Origin of the sequence: Sorangium sp. So ce119, assembly GCF_051524405.1 — a bacterium.
In the GTDB taxonomy this organism is placed as follows: domain Bacteria; phylum Myxococcota_A; class Polyangia; order Polyangiales; family Polyangiaceae; genus Sorangium; species Sorangium cellulosum_G.
Genome location: NZ_CP150310.1, coordinates 3814431 through 3826543, shown reverse-complemented (window position 1 = coordinate 3826543; position 12113 = coordinate 3814431). Strand labels below are relative to the sequence as shown.

Below are 12113 nucleotides of genomic sequence, written 5' to 3'. Positions count from 1 at the left end.
GGGACGGCGCGGGGATTCATCGACAGCGTTCACCGTCGATGCGGGCACGCGTCGTGGGATACTTCCCCAGGAACTACGCCTTCGACGCGGGATTTCTTCCTCGGCGCGCGCGGTGGCAATCCTTGCTGCTTCTCGCCCAGATGGGGATGGCAATCGTTGCTAGGACGGCAAGGTTTGCCACGCACACACCGGACCCGCAGGCGAGCTCGCTTACGCGGCAACCGCTCCGTGCGGCGCGAGCGGTGCGCCGCGCCGCACGGTTCTCCTCGATGAGCCCCCTCCCTCGGGAGGGCGGCACGCCGGTTGCGATGAAGCTCTGCCAGCCGGGCTCGCCGGTGATGACAGAGAGAACAAGCCATGAACAAGATCCAGAACGTCCTCCTCCATGCCTCCTTCCTCGGCCTCGTCGTGATGGCCATGCCGGGTTGTCCAGGCGAAAGCGAATCGCCGGTGGAGCAAACGCCCGCGGAGCAAGCGCAGGCCATCTGCACCAAGTTCGAGGAGTGTGGGGAGCTGGGCGAGGACCAGACAGCTCAGCAATGCGCGACCATTCTCGAGGCACTCTACGGCGAGGCGCAGAATGATGACCTCTGCGGTCCTGTGATCCAGCAGTACCAGACGGCCGCGGCCTGCTTGTCGCAGGTGATGACATGTGAGGAGCTCGAGGATGGCCCCGGCGAAGAAGGCGGCCCCTCGAAGGGTCAACCGTGCTTGGAGGAGATGGAGAGCGCCGCGAAGGCCATGGAGGAGGCGAAGAAGCGGGATAGCGAGAAGTTGAACGGTTGCTTGCTCGCTTACGCGTTCTCCGTGATGGCCGCCCGAGAGGGCGAGATCTTCGAGGCCCCGGAGGGACACGGCGCGCCGTGCACGACGGCAGAGGAATGTCCTGACATCCAGTGCCCGGATCCGGAGCGCAGCGGCCAGGTTTGCCTGAACGGCACGTGCGCCACGGAGGAAGACCTGTGCGAGTGAGCGCGCCCCACCAGCTCGCCGGGGCGGCGCGCGTCCCTGCGCGATGAGCCGCCGGAACGCCTCCGGCGAGCGCTGCCCGGCCCTCAGGGGATGCCCATCCCGTCCTGCGGCGCTGGTTCGGCCGAGGTGAGGCCGGCGCCCTGGCCGCCGTTGCGCGCCCCGCGCGGGTGCTAGGGTGGCGCTCATGTCGAACGCGCTCCGGGCGACGCTCCTGAGCCTCGTCGGCAGCCTCGCCCTCGGCTGTGCCTCCCCGGGTCCGCCCGCCGCGACGGCGGCGGCCTCGACGCCCTCGACGCCCGCAGATCTCGTGATCACGGCCGGCGTCGTCCGGACGATGGACCCCGGGAAGCCGCGCGCGGAGGCGGTCGCCGTGCGCGGCGAGCGGATCGTCTTCGTGGGCAGCGCGTCCGACACGAAGGCCTTCGTCGGGCCGGGGACGCGCGTCGTGGAGCTGCCGGGGCGCGCGATCGTGCCCGGCCTCGTCGACGGGCATGCCCATCTCTACGGGCTCGGCGTCGCGCTGGAGACGCTGAGCGTACGCGGCACGAGGAGCGCCGAGGCGGCGGCGGCGCGCGTGGCCGAGGCGGCGAAGGCCCGCCCGCGGGGCGAGTGGATCACCGGGCGCGGCTGGGACCAGAACCTCTGGCCGGGCGCCGCGTTCCCCACGCACGCCCCCCTCGACGCGGCGGCGCCGGAGCACCCGGTGGCGCTCCGCCGCGTCGACGGGCACGCGCTCTGGGCGAACGCGGCGGCGATGCGCGCGGCCGGGGTCGGCAGGGGCACGCAGGATCCGCCGGGCGGTCGCGTCCTGCGCGACGCGGCGGGCGAGCCGACGGGCGTCTTCGTCGACAACGCGATGGGCCTCGTCGAGGCGAGGATCCCGGCCGACCCGCCCGCCGTGCGCGAGCGGCGCATCCTGCGCGCGGCCGAGGAGGCGCTCTCGGTCGGGCTCACGGGCGTGCACGAGATGGGCATCGACGACGGGACCGTGGCGGTCTACCGCGCGCTCGCCGCCGCCGGGCGGCTGCCGATCCGCGTCCACGCGTACCTCGCGGGCGAAGGGAGGCTCGAGGGGCTGAAGGGGCGCGCGCCCGACGTGGACGCGACGGGCACGGCGATGTTCGTGCTGCGCGGGGTCAAGCTCTTCGCCGACGGCGCGCTCGGCTCGCGCGGCGCGGCGCTCCTCGAGCCGTACGCGGACGAGCCCTCGACGAGCGGGCTGCTGCTCATGGATCGCGAGGCGCTCGCGCGCGCGGCGCGGCTCGTCGCGGACGCGGGCTTCCAGCTCGCGGTGCACGCGATCGGCGACCGCGCCAACCGCGCCGTGCTCGACGCGTTCGAGGCGCTCGGCCCGGGGCGGGCGGCGGCGCTGCGGTTCCGGGTGGAGCACGCGCAGATCCTCTCGCCCGACGATCTGCCGCGCTTCTCGGCGCTCGGCGCGATCGCCTCGATGCAGCCGACGCACGCGACGAGCGACATGGCGTGGGCGCCCGCGCGGCTCGGCGCCCAGCGCCTGAGGGGCGCGTACGCCTGGCGGTCGCTGCGCGCGTCGGGCGCGCGCCTCGTGTTCGGCTCGGATTTCCCGGTGGAGGAGCCCTCGCCGCTGCTCGGCATCCACGCGGCGGTGACCCGGCAGGACCTCTCGGGCCAGCCCCCGGGCGGGTGGATGCCTGAAGAGCGGCTCGACCTCGACGAGGCGCTCCTGGCCTTCACCGCGGCGCCGGCGTACGCGGCCTGGGCCGAGGGCCAGCGGGGCCGGATCGCGCCTGGCTACGTGGCCGATCTGACGGTCCTCGGCCGCGATCTCTCGCCCGATCGCTCGCTCGTCGACACGCCGATCGAGATGGTGGTCGTGGGCGGCCGCGTGGCGCGCGCGCCGGCGCCGCGGTGAGCGGCGCCTCGTCCGAACCGCCATGACAGGTCAAGTCCACGCAGACGAAAGGAGGAATGAGCGCATGCTGGCACGCTACCAGATCGTTCGCGGACACCGTCCGGAGGGCGATCCGCTGCCGGAAGGCAAGCGGTACGACACGCGCAAACACACGCACCACATCCTGAGGCCCACTCCGGAGATCGTCGAAGAGTTCCTGACCGACCCCTCGCAAGCAGGCTTCAAGCGGTTTCGCGCCGCGTACATCGCGGTGCTCGATGAGCGGTTTGCGGAGCAAGCAGGGCGCTTCGAGGAGCTGGCGCAGGAGGCCCGGCAAGGCGACGTCTTCCTTGGCTGCAACTGCCCCACGGCGCGCCAGCCCGACGTTCGGCACTGTCACACGTGGCTGGCCCTGGAGTACCTCGCCCGCAAGTACCCGGACCTCGACGTGAGGTTCGGCCCGCGGTGAGCGGTGTTCAGGCGTGCCCGCGGCGATCGGGGCGGCTCGGGGTTCGCGCCGGCGCCGGGCGCTGCGCGAGCCCCGCGGTTCAGCGCCGCAGCCGCCGGAGCGCGCGGAGCTCATCGGCGCATCCATCCAGAGAGCGTCGCCGGCCGCCCGTCGCATCCGTCGCACGAAATTTGTGCGCCTGGTTCGGAGGGGCTCGCGCTGCGGAGCCGCGAAGCCCCTCCCCGCGCTGGGACCGGGGCCAGCGATGGTGCCGCGGGCGCCGCGGCGTGGGGCCATTTTGGTGAAACTCCAGGCTAGCTCGCCGCGCACGTTCTGGGCTAGGGTGCGCGGCATGGAGCTCGCCTGCGAGCCGACCCCACCCGGTTCGGGGGGAATCGTCGTGCTCGCGCTGAGCGCGCCACCCAGCGACCTGGGCCCGTGACAGCGGCCCATGGAGTCTCGACCATGAACGAACTCTTCGACAACCGAAGCGCGAGGCGCCGTCCCGGCCCTCGCTCCTGGCCCGGCGCCCATCGCGTGTCGCGGCGACCCACGGGCCTCTCGCCTCGACTCGCCCTCGCCTTGCTCGTGGGCGTGAGCCTCGGCGCGGCGGCCTGCGGCGGCGTCACCGCGTTCGAAGGGGGACGGGCGTTCACGATCGTGGGCCAGCCGCCCGCGCCGCCCCCGCCGCCTCCTCCGCCCGAGAAGAAGCGCGTGGAGGTCACGGAGAAACAGATCGTCATCAACGAGAAGATCCTCTTCGAGCACGACAAGGCGGCGATCCGGACGGAGTCGCACAGCCTGCTCAACGAGGTCGTCGACACGATCAAGAAGCACCCGCATATCAAGAAGATCGCCATCGAGGGGCACGCGAGCTCCGATGGAGCGGATGACCACAACCTGAAGCTCTCGGATCGTCGCGCCAAGGCCGTGATGGAGTACCTCGTCCAGCACGGGATCCCTCAGGGCATGCTCACCGCCAAGGGCTACGGCGAGACCAAGCCCATCGCGGACAACGAGTCGGAAGAGGGGCGTGAGAAGAACCGCAGGGTCGAGTTCAACATCGTCGAGCAGGACGCCGCGAAGGCCGCGGGGGGAGAGCAGTAGATGCTGGTCCTGGGTCGAACCACGAATGCTGCTCCCGGCAAGGAGGCGCGCATGAAGCAATGGCTCTTCGGAATTGTCCTGGTGGCCTCGTCGAGCGCGTCCGCGGGGTGCTCCTTCGCCCTGCGGAGCCCGGAGATGTACCGGGACGACACGGCCGCGCTGCTCGCGACGCGGGAGGAGCAGATCCGGGCGTGCTACGACGCGGAGCTCGCCCGGAATCCCGGCGCCGAGGGCAAGGTCACCATCACCTTCCTCGTGCTCGAGGACAGCGGCCGCCTCACGGACATCGTCGTCGACGAGGAGGGCACCACCGCCTCGAAGGAGGTGTCGAAGTGCGTCGTGGAGTCGATCGACGGGCTCGTCCTGACGCCGGCGGATGAGAACAAGGGCAAGGGGAAGTTCGTCTGGGAGTTCACTCCCCGGGCCCCGAAGGCGTAGCCGAGACGTCGAGCGGCCGGTCGCCGGAGGACGCGGCTACGGGAGCTCCCACTCCTGCGCGTCCCCCCGGCACTCAGGCCCGCACGCTTCGCCGTTCGGGTACGAGACCTGGTACCTGGGGGTGAAGCTCCGCTCTCCGACGACGTCGCCGTCCCGCCGCAGCACGACGTCGACGCGCGCCGGCGTGCCGCGAACCGTGATCCCCTGGACGGACTGGCCGGGGATCGGGGTGCAGGACTGCGAGATGGCGTCGCCGTTCGTCGTCACCGTGCATCGCATCGCCGCATTGATCGAGACAGTGACCGCCTCGCCGCACTGGACGAACACGCCGCCTCCGCCGGGCTGGGGCGTGTTCGTCCAGGTGTAGGAGCACGACACCTCGTCTCCGTCCACCGAGATCTCCAGGGCGTACTCTCCCGCTGCCCAGGTCTTGTCCGCCGTCGTGGTGATGATGGAGAAGTTGTCGTCGCAACCTACCTCCGTGCAACCCAGCGTGACGCAGCCGTACGCGGCGGCGCTCGTGGCCAGCACGGCGACGAGCGCGACGGCATTGCGCGCGCAGGGTCCGAGTCGAACGAGGCAAGAAAGAGATCGAGTCATGGGGGGCATCCTCTCTCCGGCGGAAGCGCCGTGGTTCGAGGCGAAGGCGTAGCAATGGGCAGGCCACCTGCGCGGACGCAAGAGATCGGCTCTCCAGGGGACTTGCTTCACGCGCGCCGGAGCGACCCATGGCACGCGTGTCACGCTGTTGCGCGCCAACGCCTCTCGGGATCACCGCCGCAGCAGCGCCTCGGCCCCTGCCTGCGTGCTGCCCAGGCTGGCCCACCGCCCCGCGAGCTGCCTGCCCTCGATCGCATAGCTCACCACGCCGACCGGCTGGCCCGGCGACCAGCCCACGACGAGCTGGTCGCCCGAGCGGAGGCCCACCCCCTTCAGCGTGCCGGTGCTCAGCGTCCAGGTCACCGCATACGTGTCGCCCGCCGGCGCGATGACGACCGTCCCTTTCCGGGGGCCCTCCACGATACGATAGCTGCCGGTCAGGCCCTCGGGCCCCTGCAGCGTCTCGACCTCGATCTGGCCAGGCCGATCCGTCGAGATCCACTGCCCGCGCAGGCGGTCGCCGTCGATGCGGTAGGCGGCCGCGCCGTACGGGCCGCCGCTCGCCCAGCCGACGGCGAGGGTCTGCCCCTGCACGAACGCGATCCCCTCGTACCCGGCGCCCTTCGTGATGATCCAGGCGATCCGGTACGTGTCCCCGCTCCTCGACAGGAGGACGTTGCCCGCGTAGCTGCCCTGCCCGCCCGGGTTTCTCGACGACGTGATGTCGTACGTGCCGGCCAGGTCGAGAGCGCTGCTCGCCGCAGCGCCGGATGGCCCGAGCGGCGTCGGCGCGCTGCCGGTGGCCGCGCCGGCGCTCCCGTACGACGGCACGAGCGGCGCTGTGACGGTGCCCTCGGCCGCGCTCATGCGCTGGAAGATCACGAGACCGCCGATCACGGCGGCGGCGACGGCGAGCAGCCCGCCGACGACGATCGCGAGCACGAGGCCCAGGGGCGCGCTGCGACGCGCCGGGACCGGGACCAGCGCGGAGGTGCCGCCGGCCATGCCGCCGACCTCGGTGCGGGCGATCGGCGGATGGGTCGGCCCCGGGTAGGCCGGCGGAGCCGGCGTGAGCTGGCCGGGCGGCGGCGCCGGGGGCCGGTGCGAGCCCGTGGGCCCGTGCGCGGCCGCGGCGAGCACGGGGTCGAGCGCCGCCATCGCCTGCGCCGCGTCGGGGAAGCGCGCGCGGGCGTCGCGGGCGACGCACCGGGCGAACCAGGCGTCGAAGCCGGCGGGGATGACGTGGGGGCAGCCGAGGTGCGCGGCGCGGGCGGACGGAGGCTCCAGCGGGTTGAACAGCACCTCGCGCATCAGCGACATGACCGAGGCGCTCGGCCCGCGGACCGGCTCGACCCAGTAGAGGCGCCCGGTGAGCAGGTAGAAGGCGAGCAGCCCGAGCGCCCAGACGTCCGACGCCGGGGTGACCTGCGCGGCGAGCTCGGTCTGCTCGGGCGCCATCCAGAGCGGCGTCCCGACCGACGCGGTCATCGACGAGGTGGCCCGCGTCTCGGCCACGACCTTCGCGACGCCGAAGTCGAGCACCTTCACCTTGAAGCGGACGTTCTGCTGCCGCGGCCGCGCGATGAAGACGTTCTCGGGCTTGATGTCGCGGTGCACGACGCCAGCGCGGTGGGCCGCCCCGAGCGCGTGGCAGAGCTGCCCCATCAGCTCGCGCACCTCGTCGGGCGGCAGCGGGCCGCGCTGCGCCACCACCGCCGCGAGGTCGGACCCGTCGAGCAGCTCCATCGCCAGCCAGGGCGTCTGCGTCGCCGGATCGACGCCCGCGGCGACCACCTCGACCACGTGGTCGCTCTCGATGCGCGCCCCCACCCTCGCCTCCCGCTCGAAGCGCTCGCGGAAGTGCGGGTCCTGCGCGAGTTGCGCGTGCATCAGCTTCACCGCGCGCGGCTTGCCCGTGGAGATCTGCTCGGCGACGAGCACGGCGCCCATGCCCCCCTGGCTCAGGGGCCGGACGATGCGGAAGTCGCCCCCGAGGACCGTGCCGGGAGCGAGCGGTGCGGCTGTCGTGGTGTGGAACATGGCGAGAGGGGACCCTTCGGGCGATGCCGCGCATCGCGCCCCGGTAGCGTACCCCCGGACGCGCGCGCCAGGGGGCGCCACGGAGCCCCCGGCGCGCCGGGAGCGCTCAGCCCCCCGTCCTTCGCGATCTCGACCAGGATCCGGTTCGTTGCGCTGAGCCGGACAGGATAGGTCTTGAGCCCCTGCCCGCCGCTCAGGGCCTCTTCCGTCTCCACGTTGAGCTCACGGCTCAGATCTCCGCCAGGCCGATGTCGAGGGTCGCGAGCCCGCGCACGCCTTCGGGCGCGCCGACGGAGAGCTCCAGCACGCTCTCCGGGTGGATGTCCTCGACGATGACGAGCGGCACGTGGATCGCCGCCTTCGCGCCGAGAGGGAAATAACGCATCGGGTGGCCGTCGCGCGTGAGGAGCAGGTAGATGAGCTCGGCGCTGGAGTTGCCCGCCCGCAGGTAGATGAGCTGCGCGCGCTTGTCCCGCGGGACGGTGTATCCGATCGCGGGTCGGAGGGGGACCGGTCGTTCCAGGCCCTGCCCCTCGAACGCGTAGACCCCCTGTATGAACCTCGGTGTTTCCAATGGGACCTCCCGGGCGATCACCGGACGAGCGCGCACCGAGCGCGCCGCGCGCGGCGCTCTGCGACGGCACGGGAGTGATACGGCGTGCACGGTTTCGAGGGCACGTTGCCGGGCGACGCGATCCCGTGTAGGTCGTGTTTCCAAGGTGTTGCGATCGTCGTTGTCGTCCTCGTCCCGCCCGGACAGCGCTGCAGAGCTCGTCGTTGTCGGGGCCGGCTCGGCCGGGGCCGTGATCGCCGCGCGCGTCACCGAGCGCGCGGATCGCGAGGTCCTGCTGCTCGAGGCCGGCCCGGACTACCCGGACCCCGAGCGCCTGCCCGCCGACCTGCGGGACGGCACCCGCAACTCGTGGCTCGCGCACGACTGGGGCTACCGCCACCGGCCGACCCCGGGGCAGATCATGTTCCTCTTCCCGCGCGGCAAGGTGGTCGGCGGCTCGTCGGCCGTGAACACGTGCATCGCGATCCGCGGCCAGCCGTACGATTACGACGAGTGGGCCGCGCTCGGCCTGCCCGAGTGGGGCTTCGACGCCTGCCTGCCCTACTTCAAGCGCCTCGAGGACGACCGCGACTTCGGCGAGCCCTGGCACGGCAAGGGCGGCCCGGTGCCCATCCGCCGCGCCCGACGCGAGGAGCTCGTGCCCTGGCAAGCGGCGTTCGTGGACGGGTGCAGGGCGCTCGGCCACCCCGCGTGCGAGGACACGAACGATCCGCGCGCGCCCGCGGGCGTGGGGCCGCACGCGATGAACAAGATCGACGGCCAGCGCATGAGCGCGGCGCGCTGCTACCTGACCGCCGAGGTCCGCCGGCGGGAGAACCTGCGGCTCCGGCCGCGCACGACGGTGCGGCGGGTGCTCGTGCGCAACCGCCGCGTCGAGGGGGTCGAGATCGAGACGGACGGGCGCGTCGAGGTGGTCGCGACGCGCAAGGTGGTGCTGAGCGCGGGCGCGATCGCGACGCCGGGGATCCTGCTGCGCAGCGGGATCGGGCCGCGCGCCGAGCTCGCGCGCCTCGGCGTGCCGCTCGTGTCCGACGTGCCGGCCGTGGGGGCGCGGCTGCTCGACCACCCGGGGGCGGCCATCGGCCTGTGGCCGCGCCGCCGCGGGCTGATCGACGTCCTGCGCCAGCCGCTCGTCCAGACGGTGCTCCGCTACACGTCGCGCGGCAGCGCGTACCCGAACGACATGCAGCTCCAGCCGGGCTCGTTCTTCCCGCTGCACCCGCGCCTCACGATCCCGGCGTTCGCCATCGCGTGCTGCATCGGCAAGCCGCGCGGCGTCGGCCGCATCGAGCACCTCAGCGCGGACCCGCACGCGCGGCCCCGCATCGTCTCGAACATGCTCGTCGACCGCGACGACCTCGGGCGCGCGGTCGACGCGATGCAGCTCGCGTACGAGGTCGCCCGCACCGCGCCGATGCGCGAGCTCGGCTGGTTCCTCTGGCCCACGGAGCGCACGCTGATGCGGCGCGAGGCGCTGGAGCGGTGGATCACCAGGAGCTGCGGCTCCGGCTACCACCCGTGCGGGACGGCCCCGATGGGGCCCGAGGGGGACCCGGCGGCGGCGGTCGACGGGCGCGGGCGCGTCCGCGGCGTCGAGGGGCTGATCGTCGCGGACGCGAGCATCATGCCGACCATCCCGAGCGTGAACACGAACCTCACCGCGCTGATGATCGGCGAGCGGTTCGGCGAGTGGCTCCGCGAGGGGGCGGCGTAGAGCCTGCCTGTTGGTCTACGCCGCCTACGTGGCGGACTGCATGCTCCCCCGCGCCGCGCGGTAGTCGGTGAACATCGATCCCACGATGTTGGCGGCCCCTGTGGCAATCTGGACCATCGCCGCGAGCGGTGCGCGCTTCGTGTACCCGAGCACGAACGGCGCCGCGATCACCGACGCGCTCCACGCATAATCCAGCACTTCATGCACCTCGATCGGGATCAGCTTCGCCAGGCTGAGCCGGTAGTCGGTGAGCAACGACACGGAGATGACCGAGGCGCCCAGGATCGCACCGGCGATCTTTGCCTCACGGCGGTTGGAGGCGAGCCCGGCCATGGCGACCATGAGGCCGTTCGAGTAGTCGAGGACGGAGTGGACGTCCTGGGGGACGACGCGCCGGATGGGCAGGACGCCGAAGAGCAGCTTCGACGGGATCGCCGCGTTCTCCTGGACGGCCGGCGCGGCGGTGCCGGGGCGGGTGACCTCGGGGGACAGCATATCTTCGGTGCTCGGATAGATGGCGGATTGCGTCATGAGAAACCTCCCGCCTCGCGCCCTAGCAATCCGTGGACCGGCGACCGCGCGCCGTGGAACACCCGATCGCGGCCGCGCTCGCTCGCCCCGCGTCTCTCGCGATCACGCGGGGACACCAGACCTGGCTCGTCCACTGCTGATCTTCCCGCAGGCTGGGCGGGCAACCCAGAGTATCCGCGAGCCGGCTCTCACCTGATCGAGGCCCGCTACCGGAGGATCTCCTCGAGGAGCGCGTTCGGCTCCCCGCGCCGATCGTCGCCGAACGAGGCGACGCCGAGGCCGTGGTACTGGTTCATGATCGTGAACCAGAGATCGCGGAGCTGGCGGTCGCTCCCGACGGGATCGTAGGCGACGTGCGCGTCGTTCAGGAAGACGCCGTCGCCGCCCAGGAGGACGATGGGCAGGTCGTACGCGTCGTGATCGTGCGTGCGCATCTCGCTCATGTACACCATCACGGAGTGGTCGAGCACCGTCCCGTCGCCCTCGCGGATGGCGTCGAGCCGCTGCGCGAGCTGCGCTGTCTTCTGGCCGAGCCAGCAGTTGATCGCCGCGAAATCGAGGTTGCTCTCCTCGATGATCCTGTATCTGCCGTCCTCGGTCGCGCGGTCGAGGTTGCCCGCGAGGTGCTGGGAAGCGTGGAAGTGCAGGCTGCTCTCTGCCCTGTACTCGAGCCCCACCTTCGCGCGGACGTCCTCCGGGATGCACCGGTACTCGAACTCGGACCGCGAGTCGTCGAGCATGTGGGTGACGACGCGGGTCACGTCGCATTGAAGGGCCATGACGATCAGATCGATCATCACATTGGCGTGGTCGTCGTGCCTGTACTCGCCGGCCTCGGTGCTGTCGTTCTCGTTCAGCCCCTCCTCCGGGCCCGGCGGCTCCGGGACGACCCCGGGCTCGCGGACGGGGCTGCAGCCGGTCATCGTCGCCTGGACGCGGGTCACGTTCTTCTCGGTCTCCCGCAGCGCGTCGAGGTACTGCTGGACGATCTGGCGATCTTCCGCGCCGACCCGGTTCATCAGCGAGCTCGCGTCCGCGAGCACGGCGTCGATCACGCTCTTCTCGGTCGCCGCGCGGCGCTCGGCCTCGATCCTGGCCTGCGCGGCGGTCTGCCCGGCCGCGGGCTCCGCGTACGCCGCGCCCGCGTTGACCAGCGCGTCGAACACCGCCTTCGGGTTCACCGAGCGCTTCAGCGGCTCGCGCGGGCGCTTCCAGGAGATCGCCTGGTTGTAGGCGTAGCTGCGCTCGTCGAAGAAGCCGGGCTTGACGCCGAGCCCCGTCTGCAGCGATGGGACGCGGGTCGCCTGCAGCGGGCCCGCCTTCTGCGCGATGATCTGGTCGACCGAGACGCCGTTGCCCACCCACTCGCCGAGGTCCTGGCCGAGCTCCCGCCCGAGCTCGTCGGCGTCCACGCAGGTCGACAGCGCGGCCGTGAGGCGCGAGTGGGAAGGCTCGATGTAGGGGCTGAGCTCCTTGTTCCACGTGTAGTTGCCGAGGCGGCTGATCATGAGCATCTTCGACTTCACCGGCGCGAAGTGCTCGAGCACCCTCGGCAGCTTGAAGTCGGCGCCCTCCAGCGTCTTGCCGAACGCCGGCGCCGTCTCCCACCAGTGATGGGGCGCCCCGTTCGGGAAGGTGCAGAGCAGGAATCGCTTCGGGGTGCCGGCCTCCCCCGCGCGCGCCCCGCGCGGCTCGAGGCTCTCGAGCCACGGCAGCGCCAGGCAGACGCCCGCGCCCCGCAGCAAGGTCCTGCGCGACAGTCGCCGCTTCATGTGCACATCGCTCCTTCGCGCCCGGCGCGGCGCGGAGACGACGCGGA

At 72.1% G+C, this 12113-nt stretch carries 11 protein-coding genes; 6 read left to right on the top strand and 5 right to left on the bottom strand.

Going from position 1 to position 12113, the window contains the following annotated elements; genetic code table 11:
* The first annotated feature begins 357 nt into the window (after positions 1-357).
* The 5 genes from WME76_RS14310 to WME76_RS14290 all read left to right on the top strand — a co-directional run bounded on the left by WME76_RS14310 (position 358) and on the right by WME76_RS14290 (position 4835).
* Positions 358-972, top strand: a complete 615-nt coding sequence (locus tag WME76_RS14310; protein WP_437960682.1) for a hypothetical protein — start codon at positions 358-360, stop codon at positions 970-972.
* A 184-nt stretch (positions 973-1156) separates the two neighbouring features.
* Positions 1157-2863, top strand: a complete 1707-nt coding sequence (locus tag WME76_RS14305; protein WP_437960681.1) for an amidohydrolase — start codon at positions 1157-1159, stop codon at positions 2861-2863.
* Positions 2864-2927: 64 nt separating this feature from the next.
* Complete coding sequence (locus WME76_RS14300) at positions 2928-3311, top strand: hypothetical protein (protein ID WP_437960680.1); 384 nt, start codon at positions 2928-2930, stop codon at positions 3309-3311.
* 444 nt (positions 3312-3755) lie between these two features.
* On the top strand, positions 3756-4397 hold the full coding sequence (locus WME76_RS14295) for an OmpA family protein (RefSeq protein WP_437960679.1): 642 nt from the start codon (positions 3756-3758) through the stop codon (positions 4395-4397).
* 51 nt (positions 4398-4448) lie between these two features.
* Entirely contained in the window at positions 4449-4835 is a 387-nt protein-coding gene (locus tag WME76_RS14290) for an AgmX/PglI C-terminal domain-containing protein (RefSeq protein ID WP_437291325.1), read from the top strand.
* Between the two features lie 36 nt (positions 4836-4871).
* On the opposite strand, the gene WME76_RS14285 is transcribed toward WME76_RS14290, so the two are convergent.
* The 3 genes from WME76_RS14285 to WME76_RS14275 all read right to left on the bottom strand — a co-directional run bounded on the left by WME76_RS14285 (position 4872) and on the right by WME76_RS14275 (position 8049).
* Positions 4872-5435 (bottom strand): hypothetical protein, encoded by a 564-nt coding sequence (locus WME76_RS14285; protein ID WP_437960678.1) that lies wholly within the window; start codon positions 5433-5435, stop codon positions 4872-4874.
* 171 nt (positions 5436-5606) lie between these two features.
* A complete protein-coding gene (locus tag WME76_RS14280; RefSeq protein WP_437960677.1) occupies positions 5607-7475 on the bottom strand; it encodes a protein kinase domain-containing protein in 1869 nt (622 codons plus the stop codon).
* Positions 7476-7704: 229 nt separating this feature from the next.
* The gene (locus WME76_RS14275) at positions 7705-8049 is read right to left on the bottom strand and encodes a molybdopterin oxidoreductase (protein ID WP_437291322.1); all 345 of its coding nucleotides are present in this window, start codon (positions 8047-8049) and stop codon (positions 7705-7707) included.
* 160 nt (positions 8050-8209) lie between these two features.
* Between WME76_RS14275 and WME76_RS14270 the strand changes: the two genes are divergently transcribed.
* Positions 8210-9763, top strand: coding sequence for a GMC family oxidoreductase (locus WME76_RS14270; protein WP_437960676.1), 1554 nt, complete (start codon positions 8210-8212; stop codon positions 9761-9763).
* A 24-nt stretch (positions 9764-9787) separates the two neighbouring features.
* Here the strand turns inward: WME76_RS14270 and WME76_RS14265 are convergent, their stop codons facing one another.
* On the bottom strand, positions 9788-10294 hold the full coding sequence (locus tag WME76_RS14265) for a hypothetical protein (RefSeq protein ID WP_437960675.1): 507 nt from the start codon (positions 10292-10294) through the stop codon (positions 9788-9790).
* Between the two features lie 206 nt (positions 10295-10500).
* Entirely contained in the window at positions 10501-12066 is a 1566-nt protein-coding gene (locus WME76_RS14260; RefSeq protein WP_437960674.1) for a DUF1552 domain-containing protein, read from the bottom strand.
* Between the last annotated feature and the right edge of the window lie 47 nt (positions 12067-12113).

Bases quoted from the DNA above. Each gene is read 5' to 3' on its own strand.
- WME76_RS14295 (WP_437960679.1), top strand. From the start codon at position 3,756: ATGAACGAACTCTTCGACAACCGAAGCGCGAGGCGCCGTCCCGGCCCT.
- WME76_RS14280 (WP_437960677.1), bottom strand. From the start codon at position 7,475: ATGTTCCACACCACGACAGCCGCACCGCTCGCTCCCGGCACGGTCCTC.
- WME76_RS14310 (WP_437960682.1), top strand. From the start codon at position 358: ATGAACAAGATCCAGAACGTCCTCCTCCATGCCTCCTTCCTCGGCCTC.
- WME76_RS14265 (WP_437960675.1), bottom strand. From the start codon at position 10,294: ATGACGCAATCCGCCATCTATCCGAGCACCGAAGATATGCTGTCCCCC.
- WME76_RS14300 (WP_437960680.1), top strand. From the start codon at position 2,928: ATGCTGGCACGCTACCAGATCGTTCGCGGACACCGTCCGGAGGGCGAT.
- WME76_RS14260 (WP_437960674.1), bottom strand. From the start codon at position 12,066: ATGAAGCGGCGACTGTCGCGCAGGACCTTGCTGCGGGGCGCGGGCGTC.
- WME76_RS14305 (WP_437960681.1), top strand. From the start codon at position 1,157: ATGTCGAACGCGCTCCGGGCGACGCTCCTGAGCCTCGTCGGCAGCCTC.
- WME76_RS14290 (WP_437291325.1), top strand. From the start codon at position 4,449: ATGAAGCAATGGCTCTTCGGAATTGTCCTGGTGGCCTCGTCGAGCGCG.
- WME76_RS14285 (WP_437960678.1), bottom strand. From the start codon at position 5,435: ATGACTCGATCTCTTTCTTGCCTCGTTCGACTCGGACCCTGCGCGCGC.